The organism is Desulfofundulus thermobenzoicus, from assembly GCF_009428905.1.
Classification (GTDB): Bacteria; Bacillota; Desulfotomaculia; order Desulfotomaculales; family Desulfovirgulaceae; genus Desulfofundulus_A; species Desulfofundulus_A thermobenzoicus.
In genome coordinates, this window is record NZ_WHYR01000004.1 from 37,955 (window position 1) to 62,192 (window position 24,238).

Below are 24,238 nucleotides of genomic sequence, written 5' to 3' on the forward strand. Positions count from 1 at the left end.
GGCTTTTTACCAGGCCAGGCAGGAATGATGCATGTTTTTCTTGAATTTAACGCAAGGTAAGTTAGCGTAAAAATAAGGGGCTGATGGGAGTGAGAGAACATTTTAAAGGCCGGGATCTCCTTTCCCTGCATGACTTCACGCCGGAAGAAATAAACACCATCCTGGACCTGGCCGCCGGGTTAAAGGACGGGCAAAAAAAGGGTAAACCCTGCTCCTGCCTGGCCGGCAAGACCCTGGGCATGATCTTTCAAAAGTCATCCACCCGCACCCGGGTTTCCTTTGAGGTGGGCATGTACCAGCTGGGGGGCTATGCCCTTTACCTCAATGCTGCCGACCTGCAGCTGGGCCGGGGGGAAACCATTGCCGACACCGCCCGGGTGCTCTCCCGCTACCTGGACGGCATCATGATCCGTACCTACGCCCAGTCCGATGTGGAGGAGCTGGCCCGTTACGCCGATATTCCGGTGATCAACGGGCTGACCGACCTGGAGCATCCCTGCCAGATTCTGGCAGACCTGTTGACCATCCGGGAGCACAAGGGCGGGCTGGCCGGACTGAAGCTGGCCTATGTGGGGGACGGCAACAATGTGTGCCACTCCCTGCTCTTTGGCTGCGCCAAAACGGGGATGCATATGAGTGTGGCCTCGCCCCCGGGTTACCAACCCCGGGCAGAGATTGTGGAAAAGGCCAAAACCGATGCTGCGGCCACCGGAAGCCGCATTGAAATTGCTACCGATCCGGTTGAAGCAGTCCGGGATGCCGATGTGGTGGTGACCGATGTCTGGGCCAGTATGGGCCAGGAGCGGGAGCAGGACGTGCGCCGGAAAATTTTTGCCCCCTACCAGGTAAACGAAGAGCTGGTACGCCATGCCAGGCCGGACTTTATCTTTTTACACTGCCTGCCCGCCCACCGGGGCGAAGAAGTGAGCGCACAGATCATCGACGGTCCCCACTCGGTGGTCTGGGACGAGGCCGAAAACCGGCTGCACGCCCAGAAGGCCGTGCTGGCCCTGGTGATGGGTTGATTGATCATGGAATGGTCGGTGATACCGGTGGACCGGAGGAAGAAATCCCTGCGCAAACAATCCCGCCCGTCCCCCGGATGGCGGGTGCCCATCCTGCTGGCCCTCCTGGGCGGTGGGGGCATTGTGGTGCTGGCTGTGATAAGCCGGGACTTTTCCCGCCTGCCCGTGCAGCTGGGCGCCTGGTTTACCGGCATATTCACAGGCTGGGCCATTGTCCTGTGGCTGTGGAGGCGAAGGGGATAAGTGGGGGCATAACGGGCAGAGAACATGATATTACAACATGATATTAGATGGAGTTACCCATGGGAACATTCGTTCCCAACATAAGGCATGAAAATCTATTTTCGAGGGAGGGATTGCTGAAAATGAAAAAAGTAGTGCTGGCCTACTCCGGCGGGCTGGATACGTCCATCATCATTCCCTGGCTGAAGGAAAACTATGGTTATGAAGTGATTGCCATGGTGGCCGACCTGGGGCAGGGAGAGGAACTGGCCCCCCTGGAGGAAAAGGCCGTCAAAAGCGGGGCCAGCAAAATTTACATCGAGGATGTGAAAAGGGAATTTGTGGAGAATTACATCTTCCCCACCTTAAGGGCCGGCGCCATTTATGAGGGCAAGTATCTTCTGGGCACTTCCATGGCCCGCCCCCTGATTGCCAAAAAGCTGGTGGAGGTGGCGGAAAAGGAAGGGGCGATCGCTGTGGCCCACGGGGCCACGGGCAAGGGTAACGACCAGGTGCGCTTTGAACTGTGCGTAAAGGCGCTGAATCCGGACCTGAAAATCATCGCCCCCTGGCGGGAATGGGACATCCGTTCCCGGGAAGATGCCATTGATTACGCCCGGGCCCGGGGGATTCCCGTTCCCGTAACCAAAGAGCGGCCCTACAGCATGGACCGCAACATATGGCATTTAAGCCATGAAGGAGGGGATCTGGAGGATCCGTCCAGAGAACCTCCGGATGATGTGCTTTTGCTGACCACCCCCCCGGAAAAGGCTCCGGATGAGCCGGCTTACGTGGAAATATATTTTGAAAAGGGGAGGCCCCGCAGAATAAACGGCGAAGAGCCGGATCCCGTTTCCCTGGTGGAAAAATTAAACGCCCTGGGGGGCGCCAACGGCATCGGTATTGTGGATATGGTGGAAAACCGCCTGGTGGGGATGAAATCCCGGGGTGTATATGAAACCCCCGGCGGCACCATCCTGTACCTGGCTCACCGGGAGCTGGAGCTGCTGACCCTGGACCGGAGCACCCTCCATTTCAAAGAAATGGTGGCTGCCCGCTATGCCGAGCTGGTCTACGACGGTGTATGGTTCTCCCCGCTGCGGGAGGCTCTGGATGCTTTCGTGGACGTGACCCAGCGCACGGTTACCGGTACGGTGCGCCTGAAACTGTACAAGGGTAACTGCACACCGGCCGGAGTTACTTCCCCCTATTCCCTTTACGATCCGGAGCTGGCCACCTTTGGCCGGGATGAGATCTATAACCAGGCCGATGCGGCCGGGTTCATCAACCTGTTTGGTTTGCCTTTAAAAGTGAGGGCGCTGATGGAGAAAAAGGCCGGCCTGCGCTGATCCCAACAACCGGATTGGGACAAAAGCTTCCCAAAACACAAAAAGTTACACCCGTCGTTCCGCTCCCGGACCTTTGGTTTCCCCCTTTGTGGTGGGAACAAAAGCTCCAAAAACACGAAAGCCATATACCCCCGGATCTGCCCCCGGACCCCTGACCTCGTTGGAACGAAAGGACGGAAAACACGCAAACACACACTGCCTTTACCGGTACCGCCTCCGGCGGTACCGGTCTTTCAGGGGGTCGTACCCCCGGAACTTTCGGGTACCGGTTACTGTTCCGGCAGATATGCATCTCTTGCGGCCCCCCTGCCCGTACCGGAGACGGGCCGTAAGAATCGCCCGGCCTCTTTTGAGGGTTAAATAAACCGGAAGCAGTCCTACCTTCCGGGGGAGGATCCCTTTGGCAAACCGGCAACGAACCTTTCCGGGACAAACCCGGTGCTTAAAGGGTTTTTATACAACGGTTACCCTTTTCCGGTAGCGCTCGGGGTAATTTCCGGGCCGGTGGGGAAAGTTGCGCAGGGAGCGGATCACTTCTTCCCGGTCTTCCGTGGAGTCCAGGAGATGGAACAGGGTTTTCTCCCCCACAAAAACACTGCCTCCATCCCGGAACTGGATGTAATACTTGCTGGTGCCCGGGATGGGAATGGCTTTTATCCCCGCCTCCTGGAAAAACTTGATGGTTTGTGCCAGGGTCATCGCCCTCACCTCCAACGGGGGTTATAACACTGATCATATACATTTGCCCTGAAAAGAAAACCTTAATCCGGCAAATGGTGCAAATTACCGTTCCAGTGGGGATTGTGAAAAGTTAGCCTTTTCACAAGACAGGAGAAACAATGTTTTCCCGCCATTCTGAAACAATTTTCACTAAACAGTGCTGTTCCCTGGAGGAATACTTCACCCCGCTGTCATAACCCTTCCCCCCTTGCCGGGGACGCCTGCATAATTCAAAAGTTAGCATGTATTCTGTAATTAATAATATCACATCAAATGGAAAAAACAAGAGGGTTTTGTGAAAAATAATACAAATTGCCACCGGCAGGCGGGCCTTTATTTAACCATAATTAGCCATTGATTTTAACTGAATCAACATAATTTGCAAAAGGGGTTTTCTGGTTGATGGAGAATTATTTAATGCCCGGTAGAATTGTAAAAAGGTTAACGAGGTGGACAAATGAGAATTAACGTTGTCGGCTTAACCCATCCGGTGACTACCGCTTCCCGTTATTTATCCGCAATGCCCCTTCCCCTGCAGGTGCTGGGGGCCAGCGACACCCATGTTTTTTGCAACGAGCAGGGAAGGCTCATTCTGTTTAACGATGGTCACCGGGAATGTGCCCGCTTCCTGAGCCAGTTCGCCATTTATTTAAATAGGGGAGTGACCTGGGCCGACCGTGGATTACGGAGCACCACCCACCATTTTGATCCCCTGCGGGGAAGGGGGGTGTGGGCCTGGGCCAATGCCATCCAGAAGTGCAGGCAGTATTTTGAGAGGGCTTTGCTGCTCTGGCAGCGGGGCCGGCGGGGTAAGGCCATGTTCATGCTGGGGGCCGCCGCGCACCTGGTACAGGATGCCTGCGTACCCCATCACGCCTGCTGCAAACTTTTCGACGGACACCTGGAGTATGAAAAATGGGCCAAAAAAAGGAAACATTATTACCGGGTGTGGTCCGGCGGGCTGTATAATTTGGGCGCTACGCCCGAGGAATGGGTGCGGGCCAACGCCCTGGTGGCCCGGGAGTATTACCACCTGGTCTGTGCTTCCTCCAATGAGGAAGGTTATCATCAGGCCACGGAAATTTTACTTCCCCGGGCGCAATGCTCCACGGCCGGATTCTTTCTTTATTTTTACCGTTATATCACAGGTGCGGCCAGTATATCCTGAAATTAATAACTGCTCATCAAAATTTTTAAGCAACGCCGCCTCCGGACATGGGGCGGCAAACTTTTTTGCTCGGTCGGACGGAAATAATATTCCTCCTGGAGAAAGATGGAAGCATGTTTCCTCCGGCCCGGGGTGATAATATAGAAAACGGACCGGAGGTGATCAGATGCGTCTTTCTCCAGGAGAACGCTCCATTCTGGCCTATTTTCCTTCCAGCAATGCGGCGCGGCGGGCGGTGGAGGAGTTAAAAGCGGCCGGGTATGAGATCGTTGGTCTGGACAGGGTATCGCGCTTCGGGGTGGAGGATGATGCGGAAGTCAACTACGCGGTAGCCGGTCGGGCGGAAACCATTACCGGATTGACCCTCTTTTCCGCCGGTATCGACAGCCTGGCCAATAGCGATTCCCGGGTGTTAAAGGCGGCCGATCCTTCGGTGAGCGGTTATGGCGCCCATGATTATGGTGTGGCGGGGGGAAGGGCTTTCCTGGTCACGGTGGTTACCGGTGGGGACAGGGTGCAGCCGGCCGTTGCAATTCTGGAGAAGCATGGGGGGCAGGTTTAACCGGGAATTGCCACAAGGATTTTTTCAATTGGACGGTTAATCGGGGGAAAAAAGGATTAAAAGGTAGTGACTTCGAAAATAAAGACCAGTATAATGGAAGTATACTCAAGCAAAAGAAGCAGTCCTATTTGTTCCAGTAATGCCGGCATTTTTTGCTGGCTATTTTTGTCCCACCATTCCCGGTTGAAGGGGGTAATAAACATGTTGCGCGGAGTTGCCGGAGCACCGGGGATTGCCATTGGCAGGGCCTTTGTCTTCCGTCCGGAACAGCTGGAATTTGAACGGAAATCCATATCGTCCCGGGATGTGGATCAGGAGCTGGTTAAGCTGCAACATGCGTTGCGCCAGGCCCACCAGGAACTTTCCAGCATTTATGCCCGGGCCTTGTCGGATCTGGGGCGGGACCGGGCCGGGACCTTTCACGCCCAGATCATGATTCTGGAGGATGCCACCTTTGAGTCCGAACTGATCAATGTCATCCGCTCGGGCGTCAATGTGGAAGGGGCGGTGGGTGAGGTCGTCACCAGTTATGTAAACATATTTGAGGACTCCCGGGACGAGTACCTGCGGGAGCGGGCGGCCGACTACCGGGATGTGGGCTGCCGCCTGTTACGCATCCTGCTGGGCCAGTCCTGGACGCCGGTTCCCCGCTTAAAGGAAGAAGCTATTGTGGTGGCCCGGGACCTGAGCGCTCCCGACAGCCTGCAGCTGGACCGTTCCCGCATCCTGGGCCTGGCCACGGAAAGTGGCGGGCGGACCAGTACGGCCTGCATTTTGGCCCGTTCCCTGGAAATACCGGCGGTGGTCGGTCTGGGCCGTTTCGTGCACAAGGTACAGTCCGGCGATCTGCTTATTGTTGACGGAAGCAAAGGTACGGTGATCATCAACCCCAACGAGGCCACCGTGGCCGAGTACCGGCACCGCCGGGAGACATACCTGGCCTGCCGCAAGGAGTTGCAGATGCTTTCCGATTTGCCGGCCGAAACCCGGGACGGTTACCGGGTGCAATTACTGGCCAATATCGATCATCCCGGTGAGGTGACCAGCGCCCTGGCCCAGGGGGCGGAGGGAGTGGGCCTGTTTCGCACCGAGCACCTCTTTTTGGGCCGGGACACCATGCCCAGTGAAGACGAACAGTTTGCCGTTTATGTCCAGGTGGTGCAGAAAACGGGCGGCCGCTGTGTGGTTATCCGTACCCTGGATTACGCCGGTCCCAGCAGCCCCTTTTTCCAGTCCATGCATTACGAGCCCAATCCCTTCCTGGGGTGCCGGGGGATAAGGCTTAATTTGAACTTTGAGGAGATCTTTAAAGTCCAGATCAAAGCTATTTTGCGGGCCGGCGCTTACGGCAAGGTCAAGGTGATGTTCCCCCTGATTTCCCGGGTGGAGGATTTGCGCCGGGCGAAGGACATGCTGCAGCAGGCACAGCTGGAACTGGAACAGGAAGGGAAAAAGTTTGACCCCCGGATGGAAGTGGGCCTGCTGGTGGAAGTGCCCTCGGCCGCCCTCACCGCCGAATTGTTTGCCCCGGAAATCGACTTTTACAACATCGGCACCAACGATCTGGTGCAGTACACCCTGGCGGTGGACCGGACCAGTGCCCGGGTAAATCCCCTGCACCAGGCGTTGCATCCGGCCGTGCTGCGCCTGGTGAAAAACGTCATTGACGCGGCCCGGAATAGCGGCAAGTGTGTGGCCATGTGCGGTGAAATGGCCGGAGAACCCCTGGCCACCCTGCTTCTGCTGGGTTTGGGGTTGCAGCAATTCAGCGCGGCGGCGGGGTCGTTGCCGGAAATTAAAAAGGTGATCCGGGCGGTAACCCTGAGGGAGGCCCGGGAGGTGGCCCACAGGGCCCTGCAGTTGTCGGCTCCCGAAGAGGTGCGCCGTTACCTGGAGCAGGAGATGAAAAGCCGGCGCTTGTATTTTTAGCGTATTTTGGTTACAATGGTGGAAGATCAGTTTATGAAACGGGGGTCCTTTTTTGAAACGGGTGGTCAGCGTCAGCCTGGGTTCTTCCCGCCGGGATCACCGGGTGGAAGTAGATCTTCTGGGAGAGCATTTTGAGATCAGCCGGCGGGGTACCGATGGTGATTTTCAACGGGCCATTGAGCTGCTCAGGGAACTGGATGGAAAGGTGGACGCCATCGGGCTGGGAGGGATCGATGTTTATCTTTATGCGGGAAAAACCCGTTATACCGTGCAGGACGGCCTCAAACTGATGGAGGCCGTGCGCCATACGCCGGTGGTGGACGGCAGCGGCCTGAAGAATACCCTGGAAAGGGAAACGGCCTATTTTCTGCGGGAACATACCGGCCTGCTGCCCCCGGGCACCCGGGTGCTCATGGTCAGCGCGGTGGACCGCTTCGGCATGGCCGAGGCCCTGGCCGAATTGGGGTGCGATTTAACCTTCGGCGACCTCATCTTTTCGGCCGGCATCCCCTATCCCATCCGCACGGTGGCGGAACTGGAGGAAATGGCCGCCAGGATTCTGCCGGAAATGGTCAAACTGCCCTTTCATATGCTCTATCCCACCGGAAAGAAACAGGAAACCCAGGACGAGGAAAAGATTAAAAAATTCGGTCACTATTACCAGGAGGCGCAGGTTATTGCCGGGGATTACCATCTGATGCGCCGCTACATGCCCCGGCTGAACGGTCAGATTATTATCACCAATACCACCACTGCCGATGACGTGGCCTTCCTGAAGGAAAAGGGTGCGGGTTATCTGGTTACCACCACCCCCGAATTTGAGGGACGTTCCTTCGGTACCAACGTCATGGAGGCGGTGCTGGTGGCTCTGTTGCAAAAGCCCCGGGAGGAAATTACCGCCCGGGATTACCGGGATTGTTTAAAGCGGCTGGATTTTAAGCCCAGGGTGGTGCCCCTGCAATAAGGGAAAGCGAAGGCCGGTTTTCAGCAAGGGGTGGCGTCCCGGCATAAGCACGGGCCGTCAGCTTATGTAATTGGGAGGACCCCCGGTGCGGCCGGTGCTGGAAGAACCGTCGTTCCGCTTTAAATTACAGTCTGGAGGTTTGACGTCTTGGCCAGTCATGCCGAAATTACCGCAAGTTTGCAGGCATTCCAGGAAGGCTATAATAAAAACGAGCGTTTAAAAACAATGAACCGGGATTGGAACCGGGTGGTGCTGGTTAAGGCCACCGATATTACGTCCGAGCATACTTTACAGTTGAAGGACGGCGAACTGTCCGTCCGGGAAGGAGCACCGGAGAAGCCCGATCTGACGGTGATTTCCGACAGCGAAACCCTGGCCGATCTTTTTTACGGCGACATCACCCCCACCGAGCCCTATATGAACGGGACGCTGAAAATCCTTGGTTCCGAGGATGATATTGTCCGCCTGGATTTCATTTCCCTGATGATCTGGGGTGAATGACATGGCCTTGAAACGGGTGCTCACCCTGCGTACCGTGGTGGCCACCAGCGCCGGCATCGCCCTGGCCAGTTCTTCCTTTGTGGCTGCCGTACAGGTGGCCGGTTTTCTGGCCGGGGATACGGCCTGGATAGCCATCCTCACCGGCGGGCTTTTGTGCCTTTTGGCGGCGGCCTGTTTTTCGGAGTTGAATGCCCGGCTGCCCTCGGCAGCCGGCATTCGCCTTTATTTTGCCCGGGCCTACAACGACCGGGTTTCACTGACGGTGTCCCTTTTGTATATGGTTGTGGTTATGGGAGTGGTGGGGGCGGAAAGTTACGTGCTGGCCGCGGTTTTGAGCGCAGCCGTGCCCGCGGTGCACCCGCTGGTGTGGATCGTGCTGATGCTGGTCACGGTTACCGCCTTAAATATCCGGGGAGTGAAAGTGGCGGGAATCTTTCAGGACGTTTTGACCTACGGCCTGCTGGTCTCACTGGTGGTGCTGGCTTTTCTGGCCCTGGGCAGGGTGCACTTTCATTTGACCGCTCCCTTTTCTCCCGGCAGCGCCGGTTCGGTAGTAAGCGCCGTGGCAGTGGGCATTTTTCTCTTTGTGGGTTTTGAATGGGTTACACCCCTGGCGGAAGAGGTGACCGACAGCCGGCTGGTTTCCCGGGGTATGCTGCTGGCGGTGGGTCTTTTAAGCGTGGTTTACGCCCTGTTTACCGTGGCCATGACGGCTGTGGTGCCCCGGGAAGCCTTAACCGGTGCCGCCGCACCCCAGGTGGTTTTTGCCCGTACCGTCCTGGGTCCCGTGGGGCTGATCTGGATGGTGGTTTTGAGCCTGGCGGCCTCCATGAAAACCTTTAATGCCGGTCTGGTCAGCGTTTCCCGCTTCCTTTATGCCATGGCCAGGGAATACGCCCTGCCTCCTGCATTCAGCCGTCTGAACATGCGCTTTTTTACCCCTTGGGTGGCCATTGTGGCCGTATTTGCCGTGGGCCTGGCCTTTTCGGTGCTCGTTTTGCTCACGGGGCATTACCTGGTATTGATCAATCTGGCGGCGGTCATGGAATCGGTGGTATACGCCCTGGCCGGCCTGGCGGTGATCCGCTTGCGCCGGAAGTTTCCGGAAGAACATTGTCCCTGCCGGGTGGCGGGCGGGGCGGTTGTTCCTGTTACAACGGCGGTAATCTTTGCCGTTCTGGCCCTGGCTGTGGTGTTCACGGATCCGTCGGCGGGTTTTTACCTGCTGGCGGGTTTCCTCCTCTGCCTGTATTATGTAAACCAGGTGGTGCCCGTGCTCAAAAGCCGCTACCAGCCCCGGCGGCCGGCCCGTCGCCGGAGGCCGGTGGCCGAACCGGCCGATCCGGCTGGATTTGAAAAAACGTAACTGGAAAACAATTTAATGTTACCAGGTACATAAAAACTCCTCCAGGAGATTACTTTTTGCCTGCAATTGCCGCCCCGGCTGCCTTATAGGCCCAGCGCCTGGTAGGCCGGCCTGTCGATTACGTTGTCCCGGGAAAGGCCGTGTCTGGCCCGCAGGGTGTAGACGCTTTCCTCCATATCCTCACGCCAGGTGCCGTCGATTTTTCCCTTGAACAGGCCCAGGCGAGCCAGGGTACGCTGTACTTCCATAACGTCGGAGCCGCAAAAATCCCGCCGCAGGTCCCGGTAGGGCGGTTCCCGGTAGGTGAAGGGGTTGCCGATGATAATCACCGGCGCTCCCACGGGAATCCAGGGATATATCTCTTCCACATCCCGGTTGTGCATGCGGATGCAGCCGTGGCTGGCGTAGCTGCCGATGGCCCAGGGCTTGTTGGTACCGTGGATGCCGTAAAGGCCCCAGGGCACGTCCAGCCCCAGCCAGCGGGAGCCGAAACCCGTCCCCCAGTGCATGGCCTTGCGCTTTACCCGGTAGTTCCCCAGGGGGGTGGGGGTTTCATGCTTGCCCACGGCCACCGGGTACTGCCGGTAGGGTTCCCCGTTGGCCAGAACGGTGAGGGTGCGCCGGGTGGTGTCAATCAGGATGCTTATCTCACCGGCCGGAGGAGTTCCCTTTTGACCGGAGAGCGGTTGTTCCTCCGGCCGGCCGGTGGTCTGTCGGGTAGCCGGCATCATCACTCCGCCGGGTTCCTGTCCCTTGACTGTCCCGCTGTTAAAATTGTCGTGACAACAGTCCGGCGGGGCCGGGAGTTTCGGCCAGTGGTGCGCACCGGTGGTTGTTTCCGGTGGCTGTTCGGGACGGCACGGGCAGCGGTACGGCGGCTGCTCCTGTCCGGCGGCCGGCAATGCGGTGTAGAGCAGTAAAAAAAGCAGTGATAAAACAATCTGGTATAATCTGCCCATCATACTCACTCACCCTTTTTTGACCATGGGCCCGTCAGCCGGCTATGGCGCCGGATGCCGGGCTCTATGGTTTTCCATAGCTGGTCCTGCCGCCGGATTCCGGGCGGATTATTCAGGCGTGACCGGGGTGTTTTCCCCGGGATTACCGGGTATTGCAGGCATGCCCGGCCTTTAATCTCCTGCGCTGATCACTACCGGACGGCTGCTATAATTATTTGCCCGCCATGAAAAATTATGCCCCGGGTATTTCATAAAGAGGGATAAATGGAATATAATGGTATAGGGGGTGAACAACCAATGATGGCCATTGCCAAAAAGAAGTCCGTCCGGTGGATGTTTTCCGGCGTAGCGGTTCTGGCTCTGGTCCTTTTTTTGTGCGGCTGCACCGCCCCGGCCAGAGGAGAGAAACCCTACGTACCGGCTGGCGAGGCCGGGGGACGGGATACCTCTGTTATGCCCGGTGACACTGCCGGTGCGGGCCAGGGGCAGGCGGGAGGGGAGCCGGGCAAAGCCGTTACCGTGGTACTCTATTTCAGTGATGACCGGGGCTATCTGGTGGCGGTAAAGAAAGAGATTCCCAGAACACAGGCCATTGCCCGGGCTACCATCGAGGAACTGTGCCGGGGGCCGGTTTCCGGCAGCGGGCTCAATCCCACCATTCCTCCGGGGACACGGCTAAAGGACATCAACATTAAAGACGGTGTGGCCACGGTGGATTTCAGCCGGGAGTTAAAGACAAAGCACTGGGGCGGTTCTTCCGGGGAGTTGCTCACCGTTTATTCCATTGTCAACACGCTGACCCAGTTTCCCAGTGTGCAAAAGGTGCAACTGCTGGTGGAGGGGGAACGGCAGCAAACCCTGGCCGGGCATATGGATATCAGCCGGCCGCTGCAGAGGGATAGCGGCTTGATCCGTTCCAGATAGTGATTTTTATGACGCTGCTGATGGCAACATTTCCGCAATGTGTCAAAGAACCGTCCCCTGTCACGCCGCAATGTGTCAAAGAACCGTCCCCTGTCACAGATGACTGTTGTTCCTCTCCAGGGCCATACCAGGGGAGGGATTTCATTCATTTTTTGATTTTTCAATGGCAGGATTTCCAGAAAAGATGGAGAAACCCTGATCCAGCAGGTGTCAAACCATGGAGAACAATGGCTGGAGATGGGAGAAATGAAAATAAAAAAAATATGTCCGGGATTATGCCGCAGGGCAGCCATTTGCCTGACGGCCGGTTTTTTGTGTTTTTCCGCACCTTCCTGGTCCCCGGCGGAAGGGGTGCCGGAAGTGGTGTTCAAGGTAGGAGAAACCAATTATACCGTCAATGGAGAAACCTTTTCCATGGCCGGCGCAACTCCTTTTATCGAGCAGGGACGGACCTTTGTGCCGGTGCGTTACCTGGCCCGGGCGCTGGGTATATCCGAAGAAAATATTCAGTGGGACGGAAAAAACCGAACCGTAGTTATAACGGGGAGTAAAGCAACCATCCAGCTGATGGTGGGAAGCAAAACCTGTAAGGTTAACGGCCAGGACAGGGAAATGGATGTATCCCCGTTAATAAGGGGGGACCGCACCTACCTGCCGGCCCGTTATGTGGCGGACGCCCTGGGTTACGGGGTGGATTACAACGGGCAGGACCGCAGCGTGTATTTGAAACTGGCCGGTTCGCCACCGGACGCTCAGCAACCGGTACCGGCGGGTACCCGGGTGGAAGTTACCGGCAGTGTGGTCAATGTGCGCAGCGGGCCCGGCGTGGACCATGAAATACTGGCCCGGGTAAGCCGTGGTGACCGTCTGCCGGTTTTGGGAAAGGTTCCCGAGTGGTACCAGGTGCAGCTGCCCGGGGGGACCAGGGGCTGGATTATAGCTACGTATGTGCAGGAAGTGACGGGGCAGCCCGATCAGGGCGGTATAAAACCCGGGGAAGATCCTTCCCGGGGATTGCCCGGCGAGGGGCGTCCTGAACCGGGTAATAATGGAAGCGGTGAAAATCCCGGCGGCGGCACGCCGGGGCAGCAGCCGGGCAACGGCGGCAGTGGCAGTGGCACGCCGGGGCAGCAGCCGGGCAACGGCGGCAGTGGCGGCGGTACACCGGGGCAGCAGCCGGGCAACGGCGGCAGTGGCGGCGGCACGCCGGGACAGCAGCCGGGCAACGAAGATCAACAGGGTCCCGCGGTGACCAGCCTGAATGTTACCACTGAAGGGAAATATACCAGAGTAAAAGCGATGGCTGAAGGAGCCATGGATTATCATGTTTTCCGCCTGTCCTCTCCGGACCGGCTGGTGGTGGATTTGACCGGTGTGCGTCCGGGTGAGCATCTTTCCAGCCCGGTAACGGTTAACTCAGCGGCGGTGCAACAGTTGCGGGTGGGCTGGTTCGGCCGGTCGCCCAACATTACCCGCCTGGTCTTTGAAGTAAAGGGACCGGTACGCTACCGGGCCACCATGTCGGCGGACCGTAAGACCCTGGAATTACAGCTGTTCATTCCCGATGCCGGCGATGTTTTGCGGGATACGCTTATTGCCGTGGACGCCGGTCACGGGGGAGAGGATCCCGGGGCCATAGGCAACGGCCTGCAGGAAAAGGATATCACCTTAAAGCTGGCCCGGCGTTTGGCCGATATGCTTTCGGCCAAAGGGGCCAGACCCCTGCTTACCCGCAGCGACGATTCCACGGTGGGTCTTTATGACCGCCCGCAGATGGCCAACCAGGCAGGGGCGGACCTCTTTGTAAGCATCCATATCAACGCCAACACGGACGCCAGCGTCCGGGGTACGGCCACCTATATTTTAAGTCCGGCCGGTGGGGGGGATCCCGCCCGCCGGGAGGAAAGCAGAAAGCTGGCTGAAAAAATCCAGGCCAACCTGGTTAAAAACCTGGGTTTGGAGGATGACGGGGTAAGGGAGGCCAATTTTGCCGTCCTGCGGGAATCCACCATGCCGGCGGTGCTGGTGGAGGTGGCCTTCATCAGCAATCCCCAGGAGGCGGCCCTGCTGAACCAGGAGTCGTTCCGGGAAAAAGCCTGTCAGGCCATTTTCCAGGGCATTGTGGATTACTTAACCGGGCGGTGGGGATCGGGCGGCGGCAATTAGGTTTAACCGGTGGAAACACCGGGTGATGCCGCCATCAACGGCAGGGTGCCGGGTTGCCCAAATCAACAACCCGGCGCCGCCGGTAACTTTTCCAGAAGGGATCTGACCACATAACAAAATCTGGTAATTGTGAAATATTTATCGCTCCGTAAATCTATGATATGATATATGAGGGTCCTGGTTAAAGGGGCCTACTTTTTTGTGGCCGCCCGGGCATACGGAAACGGCCGGTACCATATATATCGAAACAGCCGGAGCCGGCCGGTACCGTTTACCGTGGCGCCGGCCTTACGCCATCCCGGGCGGGACGGGGCCGCACCTGCGCCTGTACCGCCTGCAGGGTAAAAAGATTTACGTCACTTTATTGCCGTGCATAGAATTTTGCTTTAAGGAGAGATTTTCAATTGAGCGATGCCAGACCGGTCGGTCTTTTTGACTCGGGAGTGGGGGGTCTTACCGTTTCCCGGCAGGTTTTCCGCCTTTTGCCCGGGGAATCCACCATTTATTTTGGTGATAACGCCCACGTGCCCTACGGACCCCGGACTGCGGAGGAACTGGTGGGCTTCGCCCGGGACATACTGGCTTTTTTGGTTTCCCGCGGGGTTAAATATGTCATCTTTGCCTGCAACACCAACTCGTCCGTCTCCCTATCCGTGGTGCGCAATCTTTTTGCTGTACCGATGATCGGCCTGATTGAGCCGGGGGCCAGGGAAGCGGTGCGGGTAAGTACCGGCGGGCGCATCGGTGTTATTGCCACCGAAGCCACCATCAAAAGCGGCGCATACCAGAGGGCTTTAAAATCCATGGATGCCGGTCTGGCGGTCTTCGGCCAGGCCGCTCCCCGGCTGGTGCCCCTGGTGGAGGCGGGGATGGCCGGTACGGCCGAATCTCTGGCCGCCGTTGCCGAATATGGACGTCCGTTAAAGGAGGCGGGTATCGACACCCTTATCCTGGGCTGCACCCATTATCTTTTTTTGGAAAAGGAATTCCGGCAGGTTCTGGGACCGGAGGTGAAACTGGTGGACCCGGCCGTGGCCACCGTGAAAGCCGCCCGGGAAGAAATGGCCCGCCGGGGATTGTTGAACGACGCCGGAGGGCCGGCGTGTCACCGTTATTATGTCAGCGGCGACCCCCGGGTATTGCAGGAAGCGGCCCGCTGCTTTTTAGGGTGTGCTATCCCGCCCGTGGAGCAGGTAAATCTGGATGGGAAGTAGAATATCTGGGTTTACCGGATAAATAATGCCGGTTCCGGGAAGGACTTTGGCCGGGCAGGTGCTTCCCATTGGATAAGAAGCAGATCTGCCATCATCAGGACCATCACCCGGAAAAGCAGTAAAATATATGCACCATCACCGAGGAGAACTGTTTTATGGAAATAGTACCCGGTAAGGAATCCGGTGGCGGAGTATCTTCCCGCCGGGTGGGGCTGACCACCACCATACCGGTGGAAATAATATACGCCGCTGGCTGTATCCCCGTGGATCTAAACAATATCTTTATAACCGACCCCGACCCCGGGGGACTGGTGGAGGAGGCGGAACTGGCCGGTTATCCCCGCAACGTTTGCGCCTGGATCAAGGGGATTTACAGCACCGTCTTGAAATACGGGGATATCCGCACCCTGGTGGCGGTGACCCAGGGGGACTGCAGCAATACCCACGCCCTCATGGAAACCCTGGAACTGGCTGGAGTGGAGGTTATTCCCTTTGCCTATCCCTTCGACCGGGACCGGGACCTGCTGGCCCTGCAACTGGAAAAGCTGATGGGCCGGTTTGGTGTGGACTGGCCGGCGGTGAATCGCGCCCGGGAGCGCCTGGACCGGATCCGGCGCAAGGTGTGGGAAATTGACCGCCTTACCTGGCAGGAAAACCTGGTGGGGGGATGGGACAACCACCTTTTTCAGGTAAATTGCAGTGACTTTAAAGGGGACCCCGGCGCCTTTGAAAGGGAAGTGGACACCTTTCTGGACCGGTTGGCCCGGGCCGCTCCCCTGGGACAGAAACTGCGCCTGGGTTATATCGGTGTGCCGCCCATAATGGACGATCTGTACGACTTTCTGGAGGAGCGGGGCGCCCGGGTGGTGTATAACGAAACCCAGCGCCAGTTCACCCTGCCTTTTGATACGGAGGATCTGGTGGAACGGTATCGCCTGTACAGTTACCCCTACGGCATTTTTTACCGTTTGGAGGACATCACCCGGGAGGTGGAACGGCGGCAGATCCGCGGGGTCATCCATTATGCCCAGAGTTTTTGTTTCCGGCAGATTGAAGATTTAATTGTGCGGCAGAAGTTGCATGTGCCCGTGCTGACCCTGGAAGGGGACAAGCCCAACCGCCTGGATGCCCGTACGCGCATGCGTCTGGAGGCTTTTATTGAAATGCTGCGGTGACTCCCGGGATGATGGGCTGCAAGGCGCTGCCATCCGTTACACCCGGGGCGCGCCAGCCACGGCCTTCGATATGCCGCCAGCGGTTCCATGAGCGGTTAATATAGCCATAACGAGGTGCCTGCCATTGTACTGTGGTATCGACCTGGGCAGCCGTAACGTAAAGGTGGCTCTAATGGCCGCGGACGGTGCCCTGGATTTCTTTATATATGAAACCATTGCCTTTTACCGGGAGCACGGCCGGCTGGTGGAAGGACAGCTGGCCGTGGATATGGCCGCCCTGCTGCCGGCAGGGGTAAAACCCCTGGCAGTGGTGAGCACGGGCTACGGCCGCCAGACGGTGGCCCTGCGGGGGGCCCGGGCCATTCCCGAGATCAAAGCCCACGTTCTGGGGGCGGTTTATCTCACGGGGCTTGCGGATTTTACCCTGCTGGACCTGGGCGGTCAGGACAGCAAGGTGGCCCTGGTGCGGGGTGGAAGGCTGGTGGACTTCCAGACCAATGACAAGTGTGCCGCCAGCACCGGCCGTTATCTGGAAAATATGGCCGCCGTTTTAAATATTACCCTGGACGAGCTCAGCCGCCACTACCGGGACCCGGTGGGCCTCACCTCCACCTGTGCCATTTTCGGGGAGACGGAACTGATCGGCAAGGTGGTGGAGGGTCATTCCATCCCTTCCCTGGCGGCGGGGGTCAATCATACCATTTTCAAACGCATCCGGCCCATGATCCTGCGCCTGTTCAGTGACACCCTGGTTTTTACCGGGGGTGTGGCCTTAAACGGTGCCCTGCGGCAGATCCTGGTCGAAGAGCTGGGGGTGCGGGTGGTGGTGCCGGAAAACCCCCAGTATACCGGGGCGGTGGGCTGCTGTGTGGAAGCCAGGGAGGGGCGGGAAGGTAGAAATGGGGAGTAGTAACGGCTTTAAGACCAGTGACCATTTTCCGAGGAATGTAAGGGCATTGACCCCGGGAGACATGATAGGGTGAGCAGGGGGCGAACAGGTGGGTTAGACCACCCAAGATAAATTTTAAAAATGGCAGATTGAGTGAGTTTTTTAAAGTATCAATGAAAAATATTGAGATAGGGGGGGTTTTGCAGTATGCGCATTACAGTGCTGGGCTGCTGGGCACCCTATCCCCGGCCCGGTGGCGCCTGTTCGGGCTACCTGTTGCAGGATGCCGGCGGCAATGTGCTTATCGACGCCGGACACGGTTCCTTCAGTCACCTGACCAGGTTTATCCATCACGGGGATCTGCGCGCGGCGGTAATTACCCATCTGCACCCGGATCATTACGTGGATTTGCACTGCCTGCGCCATGCCGTGGCCGCTGAACTCATGCACAACCGCCGCCAGCGCAAGGTGCAGCTTTTTATACCATCGGAACCGGTACATATCTTTGCGGAGCTGTCCGCCTGCACCGATGCCTTTGAAATAATTCCCATTGAAAGCCTGCCGGAGGAAGAGGTGCCCCCGGGGGTGAGGGTGCGCTGCGGTTCCGTGGGTCCCGTGCAGTTCTTTTTCCTGCCGGCCCGGCATTCCCTGCCCGCATACTCCCTGGGGATAGAAGGATCGGGGTATATGGTCTATTCCGGGGACACCGCTCCCACGGAAGAACTGGCCGCCCTGGCCCGGGAGGCGGGAATCTTCCTCTGTGAAGCCAGCGGGCAGGATGGGGACGAAGAGCACTGCGGCGACCGGCACATGACCGCCCGGCAGGCCGGAGCCCTGGCCCGGCAGGCAAAGGTGAAGGAACTGATCATTACCCATTTCTTTCCCGAATATGATCTGGAAGCCCTGAGAGCCCAGGCCGGGGCAGCCTTCGGCGGCCGGGTGGAACTGGCCACGGAAGGGGACACCTACTTTCTTTATTAGCTTTAGTGCCGGCTGTTGATTCACCACTGATTTCTGACGACCAACAATTTATCATTTGAAAAGTCCCCTGTATCCGTCAACCTTTTTAGAGGAGATGCTGAACCATGGTAAGGGTGGATGGTAGAACACCGGGCCAGATCAGGCCGGTGAAGATAACCAGGCACTACAATAAATACGCCGAAGGATCCGTTCTGGTGGAAGTGGGTGATACCCGTGTGATCTGTACGGCCAGCGTGGAGGACAGGGTCCCGCCCTTTCGTATGGATACGGGCATGGGCTGGCTGACTGCCGAGTACGGTATGCTGCCCCGGTCCACCGGTACGCGCACGCCCCGGGAGGCGGCCCGGGGGAGGGCCGGCGGGCGCACCATGGAGATCCAGCGGCTCATCGGCCGTTCCCTGCGTTCGGTGGTGGATCTTGCCGTGCTGGGTGAGCGGACCGTGACCCTGGATTGCGACGTGATCCAGGCCGACGGGGGTACCCGCACCGCTTCCATCACCGGCGCCTTTGTGGCCCTGGTGGACGCCCTGGCCCACCTGGTGGGGGAAGGGCTGATTCCCTGCCTGCCCGTGAAGGATTTTGTGGCTGCCACCAGTGTGGGCAGGGTTAACGGGGAAGTAGTGCTGGACCTGTGTTTTGCCGAAGATTCGGCGGCGGAGGTGGACATGAACGTGGTTATGACCGGTCGGGGCCGTCTGGTGGAGGTACAGGGCACCGGGGAGGAGGCATCCTTTACCCGGGAGGAGCTGGACCGGATGCTGGATCTGGCGGCGGAAGGGATCCGCCTGCTGGTGGATTACCAGAAGAAGGTACTGGGTCCGGAACTGGCGGCTCAGATCGGCGGTCGATAATGTGTATTAAGGAGTCTAAGGAGAATGGATATGGAACTGGTGCTGGCCACGCGCAATCCGGGCAAGGTACGGGAATTGAGCCAGATGCTGGCCCCGCTGGGCTATGAAGTGGTTTCCCTGGACCGGTACCCCGGTGTGCCGGAAATAGTGGAGGATGGGGCCACATTCAAGGACAATGCGGTGAAAAAGGCCGCCACCGTGGCCCGCCACACGGGCCGGCTGGCCCTGGCCGACGATTCGGGGTTGGAGGTGGATTACCTGGGTGGCGCCCCGGGGGTATACTCGGCCCGCTTTGCCGGCGAGGGCCACAATGACCGGGCCAATAATGAAAAGCTCTTAAACCTGTTGTCCGGGGTGCCGGCGGAAAAGCGTTCCGCCCGCTTTCGCTGCGTGGTGGCCGTGGCCACGCCGGATGGGCGGGTTTTTACGGCCGAGGGAACGTGCGAAGGCGTCATCACCACCGAACCCCGGGGGGAGGGCGGGTTCGGCTACGATCCCCTTTTCCTGGTGCCTGAATACGGTAAAACCTTTGGCGAACTGGAACCGGCGGTGAAAAACCGCATCAGCCACCGGGGCCGCGCCCTGGCCCTGGCCAGAGAGATACTGGCCGGTTTACGGGAGGGCGGCTCCCCGGACTGAATTGATTCCGGCTAAAGCAGGTGTTGTTGCATGCGTATAGGCGTTATAGGTGATACCCATGGTTACGTGGAACGGGCTTTAAAACTGCTAAAACAGCTGGAGCCGCTGGACATGGTCCTCCATACGGGGGACCACTACCGGGATGCCGGTCAGCTGGCCCGGGTAATTCCCGTGCCCGTTAAGGCCGTGGCCGGCAACTGCGATCCGCTCAAGAGCGGTCCGGCGGAAGAGCTGCTGCAGCTGGCGGGGAAAAGGATACTCCTTACCCACGGTCATCTCTATCAGGTGCACTATTCCCTGCAAAAACTTATGTACCGCGCTCTGGAATTGCAGGCGGACGTGGTAGTTTTCGGCCATACCCACGTGCGCTACAACCAGGCGCACGAGGGCATTTTGTTTTTCAACCCGGGCAGCGTTTATCATCCCCGGCAGGATTACGGTCCGGGTTGCGGTTTGCTGGTTATAGACGGGCGGGAAGTGAGCGCCGGTTTTTGCGAGCTGGAGCGACGGCAGCTTTAATTTCCGGCCCGAACCACTTTTTCCGGTCCGCCAAAAAAAAACCTCCCCTGGAGGAGGTTTGGGATATTTTATTAACCCGGCTAATGGTCGACAAGCACGGGTTATGGGGGTCTGGTGGGGGAGGGGGAGAATTACCAGAGTGCCTCAGCCAGTTTCAGGGCGCTGCCGGCAATCCTTTCGTAAATGCCGTTGCAGAATGCCTTCATATAAAGGGCGGCCGTCAGGGAGATGATCAGGGACACACCCGTTACATCCACAATAAGGGAGGCGGTTTCCACCCATTTTTCTTTGGTGGTGAGCATGGGGTTCTTATTGTTCATAATGATCCCCTCCCTGAAAACGGTCTAATACAAAAAGGCCGGCACCCCGGCATACTGCCGGAAATACCAGCCTATCGTACTTCGATTCGGCCTATTCCCTTTTGCTTATATGTTAGCACAGGCACAATCCCCTGTCAACACTTTTTTCGTTTCCCCAATATTTTTTTACTCGAAGAAGGAATGTTTCCCGGCCTAGCGAAATACTTCACAAGATGGGGATTGGTTTATCAGCGGGGGAAGTTTTCCCGGACGGGAAAAGGGGTGGGCTAGATGTTCCGTTTGCGGTTCCGGCCCCAGAGCATTCGCCTGCAAGTGTTGGGTATCGTGGCCATACTGCTGGTTGTTCCCGTGCTGGTAATGATTTACGATATACTGTTTGCCTCCCGGACCGATGATCAGCTGTTTAACGATATGCAGAACCGCCTGGTTTGGATGGGGAACTACCTGGGCCAGGAGATGGAAATAAACCTGCAGGAGCAAGGACGGGTGGATCTCCAGAGGGAGCTAACCGATTTGCTGGTTGCTCAGTTCGACCATTTAACCACGTCGATTACCGGCAGCCACCCGGGGATTCGCTGCGGGCTGTATTTGACCGGTGAGCAAAGGATCCGTGTGCAGGGGTTTCTCCACGAATACCGGCTGCGGGCTCCCGAAACGTCCGAACAACGGTACAGGCGGATTTTCATGGAGGTTAAGGAGGGTATCGAGGCCACCCTGGCCGCGGACAAACCCATCACCAGGGTGGGACAAACCTGGGACGATCGCTTTCTGGAGTACCTGGTGCCGGTGCATTACCAGGGAAAAGTGGTGGCCGTGGTCTGGGTGGAAGAGCGGCTCCATCCCATTTTCGCCCGCAGCGCCCGGCTGCGCTTGCTCATCCGTTACACTACCCTGGGCGCGTTCGGTTTTGCCGTGGTGGCCACCCTGGTTACCATCATGACTCTGGTGCGGGGAGTGGGCCGTTTGAAGGACGGCCTGCTGTCCCTGGAAAAGGACCTGGGGGTCAGATTGCCGGAAATGCCCGGGGAACTGGGGGTTATTGGCCGGGCGGTCAATCACCTGGCGGAAAACCTGGCTGAGAAGGAACGGCTGGTGGAGCAGTTGCGCCGTTCAGAGCACCTGGCCACCCTGGGCCGGCTGGTTACGGAGATCGCCCATGAACTGCGGACGCCCATCAGTATTATGCAGTCCATACTGGAAGCCGTGAAGCCCGATCTGGAAAAAAATGCTGAAATGAAAGAACCTCTGGCCATACTGGAAGAACAGGTGCGGAGGCATAATAAACTGATTGAGGAACTTTTAAACTTCGGCCGGCCCGGTGATGCCATGGAGCCGGTGGATCTGAACAAATTGCTGGCGGAAATCACCCTTTCCGGTGAATCCCTGCTCAAACAGAACGGCGTTCAGTTAATAACGGATCTGGCGGAAGATTTGCCGCCGGTGAAAGGAAACCGGGATAAGCTCAAACAGGTTTTCCTGAATCTGATGATCAATGCCGTGCAGGCCATGCCCGGTGGCGGCAGGCTGACCATAGAAACCTCTACCGCCGGGGAGGGGGTTTGTGTTGTTTTCCGGGATACCGGCGAAGGCATTTCCCAGGAGGATTTGCAGCATATCTTTCAGCCCTTTTTCACCCGTAAAACCGGGGGCAGCGGTCTGGGCCTGGCCATCAGCCAGGAAATTGTCCGGATTCATGGGGGATCCATTGCAGTGGAAAGCCATCCCGGTCAGGGTACGGCTTTTACCGTATTCCTGCCGGCGAAAAATAACGGCGTGGGGGGGATCATTAATGGCGCGGATACTGGTCATTGATGATGAAAAGGGAATGTGCTGGGCGTTGCGAAAGGCTTTGACGGATGAAGGTTACGATGTTATTACCGCCGGCAATGGTCCCGAGGGATTGACCGTTCTGGCCGGCGGGGGAGTGGATCTGGTGCTTCTGGACATTATGATGCCCGGCATGAGCGGCCTGGAGGTTCTGGAGAACATCCGGCAAAATAATAAAAGTGTGCCGGTGCTGGTCATGACCGCCCTTACCAGCATGTCCACGGCCCTGGAAGCCATGCAAAGGGGCGCCAGCGGTTATGTGACCAAACCCTTTCAAATGAATAACCTTAAAGAAACGGTGAAAAAGGCCCTGTCTGCCGGTTTATGACCCGGTTGTCGACAGTTTTGCCCGGCCCGGTTCACCGGGCCTTTGATCCGGCGAAAGGTCCCAATGGGGTGTGGGAAAATAGAAGCAATATTAAGAAAAGTTGTCCGTATTGACAAGAACAATTATCCATGGTAAAGTTTTTGTGAAATAATGCACTACTCTATACTTTACCAGGGAAAGGATGATGTCCAGGAGGGTTAATGGTCACCGGGCACTGGTGGAAAACCGGTGTTGCGTTTTCCTGCCGGTAAATTGACCAGGGGAGGGAAGGGGATGACAAACGAAGGCAGTTCCCCGAAAGGTTTGACCAACCGGGAATTACAGTTGATTCGTTTTATCCGTCAATTGGGCTGGGGAGAAGTCAGGTTGCGGGTGGAAAACGGGCAGCCGGTGCTGATCTATGAGGCAATAAAAACCTTGAAGCTGGAAGAGGAAGTGTCCTCCTTTCGTAAAAGCAGGCAAAAACAAGCTTCCCAGTAAGGCGGAAAAGGAATAGAAGGTTTTCATTTCATTACCTTCGAGGGGGAACGCCCGGCTTCCGTGCCGCCGGAACAAGCCAAAGGCATTTGCTGGATGTTTTATGAACAAACATGGAATAATGGAATTTATTATCATATTTCCTATTATTTGGGATCATGCAGAATTAAAGTGAAGATAGTTTGTACCGATAAAAATAAATGTGGCTTTACGCCCCTATCTTCCGGTGGGAATGCGGGAGTTTTTTTCCTTCTGTTTGCCTGTGGGCTATTTGCCCTCCGGGAGTTCGCCCGGCAGTTTTGAATGCCCACCGGTTCGCCTTGATTGTTTTGCACCGGGATGGAACGATGGTGAGAGAGTAAAAACAGCGTGGAGGCCGCCTGCAAACAGGCGGCCTCCACGGGCGGATATTCCTGTCTTGCCAATGCTTTCCCCAAACTACCTGATGGGTCCGAACAAAAAGCCCAGATAAACAACTCCCAGTGCCGATACCAGAAACAGGCCGATGATACTCATTACATCATCCAATAGACTACTGCTTTCCAGTTCCTCCCGGCAATCCCACCCTTTTTCGTTCCACATTTTTCTCAGCCCCCATAACCCGTTTATATATGTGTGTATATTATAAGAAGAAAAAAAGTAGAAGTAAACCATTTTTTCAATAATTAAATATTTCACAACCCTTTAAGTTTCCCTTGAATTGGGGGGTCTGATTTGAGATAATGAAATAAGAACTGAAGCGAGATGTGGTTTTTGGCTGGGGGAAAAGAGGGGGTGTTTCGGTGACAAAATGTGAATGTGCTCACTAGAACAGGGTCAAGGGGGGAATGAACGATGCGTTTACCCTTTTTCAAAATTAAAACGCCACCTTGCCCGGCCTGTGGTTCTACGGACACCACTACCGGGCGTATGCTCAGGATCGCTGCCGGACTGGGTGTGGGCGGCGGCGGTTCCATTCTCTGTTATCTCCTCGGTTTTCTCTACCCTATGGGACGGATAATAATTCCTTTAGCACTACTCTGTGGCGCGGTTATTTGTTTTATCCCGCCCCTGGGCAAATATTGTTGCCTGAGCTGTGATGCCTACTGGAACCCCGATAATCCAAAGGTTATCTGGCGGCCGCGGGATCCCGGTCTTTAAGAAAAAATGAAAAGGTCCCGGAA

General features: G+C 57.1%; 27 protein-coding genes. 22 read left to right on the top strand and 5 right to left on the bottom strand.

What is annotated here, in order from left to right; translation table 11 throughout:
• Positions 1–83 precede the first annotated feature (83 nt).
• From argF to GFC01_RS02315, 3 genes are all read left to right on the top strand, one after another.
• Complete coding sequence (argF, locus tag GFC01_RS02305) at positions 84–1,025, top strand: ornithine carbamoyltransferase (RefSeq protein WP_194174758.1); 942 nt, start codon at positions 84–86, stop codon at positions 1,023–1,025.
• A complete protein-coding gene (locus tag GFC01_RS02310) occupies positions 1,026–1,268 on the top strand; it encodes a hypothetical protein (RefSeq protein ID WP_152945031.1) in 243 nt (80 codons plus the stop codon).
• A gap of 122 nt (positions 1,269–1,390) precedes the next feature.
• Complete coding sequence (locus GFC01_RS02315) at positions 1,391–2,596, top strand: argininosuccinate synthase (protein WP_152945032.1); 1,206 nt, start codon at positions 1,391–1,393, stop codon at positions 2,594–2,596.
• Between the two features lie 453 nt (positions 2,597–3,049).
• On the opposite strand, the gene GFC01_RS02320 is transcribed toward GFC01_RS02315, so the two are convergent.
• Positions 3,050–3,295 carry a hypothetical protein gene (locus tag GFC01_RS02320; protein ID WP_152945033.1) on the bottom strand — a complete coding sequence of 82 codons (246 nt, stop codon included), beginning with the start codon at positions 3,293–3,295 and terminating at the stop codon, positions 3,050–3,052.
• Positions 3,296–3,773: 478 nt separating this feature from the next.
• Here GFC01_RS02320 and GFC01_RS02325 point away from each other — a divergent pair, with 478 nt between their 5' ends.
• From GFC01_RS02325 to GFC01_RS02350, 6 genes are all read left to right on the top strand, one after another.
• Complete coding sequence (locus GFC01_RS02325; protein WP_152945034.1) at positions 3,774–4,484, top strand: zinc dependent phospholipase C family protein; 711 nt, start codon at positions 3,774–3,776, stop codon at positions 4,482–4,484.
• A 166-nt stretch (positions 4,485–4,650) separates the two neighbouring features.
• A complete protein-coding gene (locus GFC01_RS02330; RefSeq protein ID WP_152945035.1) occupies positions 4,651–5,046 on the top strand; it encodes a hypothetical protein in 396 nt (131 codons plus the stop codon).
• A 201-nt stretch (positions 5,047–5,247) separates the two neighbouring features.
• Complete coding sequence (ptsP, locus tag GFC01_RS02335; protein ID WP_194174759.1) at positions 5,248–6,975, top strand: phosphoenolpyruvate--protein phosphotransferase; 1,728 nt, start codon at positions 5,248–5,250, stop codon at positions 6,973–6,975.
• Positions 6,976–7,027: 52 nt separating this feature from the next.
• Positions 7,028–7,939 carry a quinate 5-dehydrogenase gene (locus GFC01_RS02340; protein ID WP_152945037.1) on the top strand — a complete coding sequence of 304 codons (912 nt, stop codon included), beginning with the start codon at positions 7,028–7,030 and terminating at the stop codon, positions 7,937–7,939.
• A gap of 147 nt (positions 7,940–8,086) precedes the next feature.
• The gene (locus GFC01_RS02345) at positions 8,087–8,440 is read left to right on the top strand and encodes an SCP2 sterol-binding domain-containing protein (RefSeq protein WP_152945038.1); all 354 of its coding nucleotides are present in this window, start codon (positions 8,087–8,089) and stop codon (positions 8,438–8,440) included.
• 1 nt (position 8,441) lies between these two features.
• Positions 8,442–9,806 (top strand): APC family permease, encoded by a 1,365-nt coding sequence (locus GFC01_RS02350; protein WP_152945039.1) that lies wholly within the window; start codon positions 8,442–8,444, stop codon positions 9,804–9,806.
• Between the two features lie 83 nt (positions 9,807–9,889).
• On the opposite strand, the gene GFC01_RS02355 is transcribed toward GFC01_RS02350, so the two are convergent.
• Complete coding sequence (locus tag GFC01_RS02355; protein WP_243137161.1) at positions 9,890–10,768, bottom strand: L,D-transpeptidase family protein; 879 nt, start codon at positions 10,766–10,768, stop codon at positions 9,890–9,892.
• Between the two features lie 294 nt (positions 10,769–11,062).
• Between GFC01_RS02355 and GFC01_RS02360 the strand changes: the two genes are divergently transcribed.
• The 9 genes from GFC01_RS02360 to GFC01_RS02400 all read left to right on the top strand — a co-directional run bounded on the left by GFC01_RS02360 (position 11,063) and on the right by GFC01_RS02400 (position 20,123).
• Positions 11,063–11,689 carry a GerMN domain-containing protein gene (locus tag GFC01_RS02360; protein WP_194174760.1) on the top strand — a complete coding sequence of 209 codons (627 nt, stop codon included), beginning with the start codon at positions 11,063–11,065 and terminating at the stop codon, positions 11,687–11,689.
• 246 nt (positions 11,690–11,935) lie between these two features.
• Entirely contained in the window at positions 11,936–13,855 is a 1,920-nt protein-coding gene (locus tag GFC01_RS02365) for an N-acetylmuramoyl-L-alanine amidase (RefSeq protein ID WP_194174761.1), read from the top strand.
• A 404-nt stretch (positions 13,856–14,259) separates the two neighbouring features.
• Positions 14,260–15,069, top strand: a complete 810-nt coding sequence (gene murI / locus GFC01_RS02370) for a glutamate racemase (RefSeq protein WP_152945041.1) — start codon at positions 14,260–14,262, stop codon at positions 15,067–15,069.
• 155 nt (positions 15,070–15,224) lie between these two features.
• Positions 15,225–16,244, top strand: a complete 1,020-nt coding sequence (locus GFC01_RS02375) for a 2-hydroxyacyl-CoA dehydratase family protein (protein ID WP_152945042.1) — start codon at positions 15,225–15,227, stop codon at positions 16,242–16,244.
• A gap of 124 nt (positions 16,245–16,368) precedes the next feature.
• A complete protein-coding gene (locus tag GFC01_RS02380; protein WP_152945043.1) occupies positions 16,369–17,154 on the top strand; it encodes an acyl-CoA dehydratase activase in 786 nt (261 codons plus the stop codon).
• Between the two features lie 186 nt (positions 17,155–17,340).
• Entirely contained in the window at positions 17,341–18,114 is a 774-nt protein-coding gene (locus GFC01_RS02385) for an MBL fold metallo-hydrolase (protein WP_152945044.1), read from the top strand.
• Positions 18,115–18,218: 104 nt separating this feature from the next.
• Positions 18,219–18,965, top strand: a complete 747-nt coding sequence (gene rph, locus GFC01_RS02390; protein ID WP_152945045.1) for a ribonuclease PH — start codon at positions 18,219–18,221, stop codon at positions 18,963–18,965.
• A gap of 30 nt (positions 18,966–18,995) precedes the next feature.
• Positions 18,996–19,604 carry an XTP/dITP diphosphatase gene (locus GFC01_RS02395; protein WP_152945105.1) on the top strand — a complete coding sequence of 203 codons (609 nt, stop codon included), beginning with the start codon at positions 18,996–18,998 and terminating at the stop codon, positions 19,602–19,604.
• A 30-nt stretch (positions 19,605–19,634) separates the two neighbouring features.
• Complete coding sequence (locus tag GFC01_RS02400) at positions 19,635–20,123, top strand: YfcE family phosphodiesterase (RefSeq protein ID WP_152945046.1); 489 nt, start codon at positions 19,635–19,637, stop codon at positions 20,121–20,123.
• A 131-nt stretch (positions 20,124–20,254) separates the two neighbouring features.
• On the opposite strand, the gene GFC01_RS02405 is transcribed toward GFC01_RS02400, so the two are convergent.
• Positions 20,255–20,443, bottom strand: a complete 189-nt coding sequence (locus tag GFC01_RS02405; protein ID WP_152945047.1) for a hypothetical protein — start codon at positions 20,441–20,443, stop codon at positions 20,255–20,257.
• A 270-nt stretch (positions 20,444–20,713) separates the two neighbouring features.
• Here GFC01_RS02405 and GFC01_RS02410 point away from each other — a divergent pair, with 270 nt between their 5' ends.
• The 3 genes from GFC01_RS02410 (at position 20,714) to GFC01_RS02420 (ending at position 23,078) form a co-directional block, all read left to right on the top strand.
• Positions 20,714–22,255, top strand: coding sequence for an ATP-binding protein (locus GFC01_RS02410; protein WP_152945048.1), 1,542 nt, complete (start codon positions 20,714–20,716; stop codon positions 22,253–22,255).
• Complete coding sequence (locus tag GFC01_RS02415; protein WP_152945049.1) at positions 22,233–22,598, top strand: sigma-54-dependent transcriptional regulator; 366 nt, start codon at positions 22,233–22,235, stop codon at positions 22,596–22,598. Before GFC01_RS02410 ends, GFC01_RS02415 begins: the two co-directional genes overlap by 23 nt.
• 273 nt (positions 22,599–22,871) lie before the next feature.
• On the top strand, positions 22,872–23,078 hold the full coding sequence (locus tag GFC01_RS02420; protein ID WP_152945050.1) for a hypothetical protein: 207 nt from the start codon (positions 22,872–22,874) through the stop codon (positions 23,076–23,078).
• Between the two features lie 143 nt (positions 23,079–23,221).
• Here GFC01_RS02420 and GFC01_RS02425 read toward each other — a convergent pair whose 3' ends face one another.
• Both GFC01_RS02425 and GFC01_RS02430 read right to left on the bottom strand, forming a co-directional pair.
• On the bottom strand, positions 23,222–23,461 hold the full coding sequence (locus GFC01_RS02425) for a hypothetical protein (protein ID WP_152945051.1): 240 nt from the start codon (positions 23,459–23,461) through the stop codon (positions 23,222–23,224).
• Positions 23,462–23,513: 52 nt separating this feature from the next.
• Entirely contained in the window at positions 23,514–23,657 is a 144-nt protein-coding gene (locus GFC01_RS02430; RefSeq protein ID WP_152945052.1) for a hypothetical protein, read from the bottom strand.
• A 252-nt stretch (positions 23,658–23,909) separates the two neighbouring features.
• On the opposite strand from GFC01_RS02430, the gene GFC01_RS02435 reads away from it, so the two are divergent.
• Positions 23,910–24,215: a hypothetical protein gene (locus GFC01_RS02435; protein ID WP_152945053.1), complete on the top strand. Its 306-nt coding sequence runs from the start codon at positions 23,910–23,912 to the stop codon at positions 24,213–24,215.
• Positions 24,216–24,238: the final 23 nt, after the last annotated feature.

What these genes read in the sequence shown, in the direction of transcription:
- argF (WP_194174758.1), top strand. Translation starts at nt 84, where the DNA reads ATGGGAGTGAGAGAACATTTTAAAGGCCGGGATCTCCTTTCCCTGCAT.
- GFC01_RS02330 (WP_152945035.1), top strand. Translation starts at nt 4,651, where the DNA reads ATGCGTCTTTCTCCAGGAGAACGCTCCATTCTGGCCTATTTTCCTTCC.
- GFC01_RS02400 (WP_152945046.1), top strand. Translation starts at nt 19,635, where the DNA reads ATGCGTATAGGCGTTATAGGTGATACCCATGGTTACGTGGAACGGGCT.
- GFC01_RS02385 (WP_152945044.1), top strand. Translation starts at nt 17,341, where the DNA reads ATGCGCATTACAGTGCTGGGCTGCTGGGCACCCTATCCCCGGCCCGGT.
- GFC01_RS02320 (WP_152945033.1), bottom strand. Translation starts at nt 3,295, where the DNA reads ATGACCCTGGCACAAACCATCAAGTTTTTCCAGGAGGCGGGGATAAAA.
- GFC01_RS02360 (WP_194174760.1), top strand. Translation starts at nt 11,063, where the DNA reads ATGATGGCCATTGCCAAAAAGAAGTCCGTCCGGTGGATGTTTTCCGGC.
- rph (WP_152945045.1), top strand. Translation starts at nt 18,219, where the DNA reads ATGGTAAGGGTGGATGGTAGAACACCGGGCCAGATCAGGCCGGTGAAG.
- GFC01_RS02365 (WP_194174761.1), top strand. Translation starts at nt 11,936, where the DNA reads ATGAAAATAAAAAAAATATGTCCGGGATTATGCCGCAGGGCAGCCATT.
- GFC01_RS02420 (WP_152945050.1), top strand. Translation starts at nt 22,872, where the DNA reads ATGACAAACGAAGGCAGTTCCCCGAAAGGTTTGACCAACCGGGAATTA.
- GFC01_RS02315 (WP_152945032.1), top strand. Translation starts at nt 1,391, where the DNA reads ATGAAAAAAGTAGTGCTGGCCTACTCCGGCGGGCTGGATACGTCCATC.
- ptsP (WP_194174759.1), top strand. Translation starts at nt 5,248, where the DNA reads ATGTTGCGCGGAGTTGCCGGAGCACCGGGGATTGCCATTGGCAGGGCC.
- GFC01_RS02375 (WP_152945042.1), top strand. Translation starts at nt 15,225, where the DNA reads ATGGAAATAGTACCCGGTAAGGAATCCGGTGGCGGAGTATCTTCCCGC.
- GFC01_RS02405 (WP_152945047.1), bottom strand. Translation starts at nt 20,443, where the DNA reads ATGAACAATAAGAACCCCATGCTCACCACCAAAGAAAAATGGGTGGAA.
- GFC01_RS02325 (WP_152945034.1), top strand. Translation starts at nt 3,774, where the DNA reads ATGAGAATTAACGTTGTCGGCTTAACCCATCCGGTGACTACCGCTTCC.
- GFC01_RS02395 (WP_152945105.1), top strand. Translation starts at nt 18,996, where the DNA reads ATGGAACTGGTGCTGGCCACGCGCAATCCGGGCAAGGTACGGGAATTG.
- GFC01_RS02435 (WP_152945053.1), top strand. Translation starts at nt 23,910, where the DNA reads ATGCGTTTACCCTTTTTCAAAATTAAAACGCCACCTTGCCCGGCCTGT.
- GFC01_RS02410 (WP_152945048.1), top strand. Translation starts at nt 20,714, where the DNA reads ATGTTCCGTTTGCGGTTCCGGCCCCAGAGCATTCGCCTGCAAGTGTTG.
- GFC01_RS02355 (WP_243137161.1), bottom strand. Translation starts at nt 10,768, where the DNA reads ATGATGGGCAGATTATACCAGATTGTTTTATCACTGCTTTTTTTACTG.
- GFC01_RS02350 (WP_152945039.1), top strand. Translation starts at nt 8,442, where the DNA reads ATGGCCTTGAAACGGGTGCTCACCCTGCGTACCGTGGTGGCCACCAGC.
- GFC01_RS02430 (WP_152945052.1), bottom strand. Translation starts at nt 23,657, where the DNA reads ATGTGGAACGAAAAAGGGTGGGATTGCCGGGAGGAACTGGAAAGCAGT.
- GFC01_RS02415 (WP_152945049.1), top strand. Translation starts at nt 22,233, where the DNA reads ATGGCGCGGATACTGGTCATTGATGATGAAAAGGGAATGTGCTGGGCG.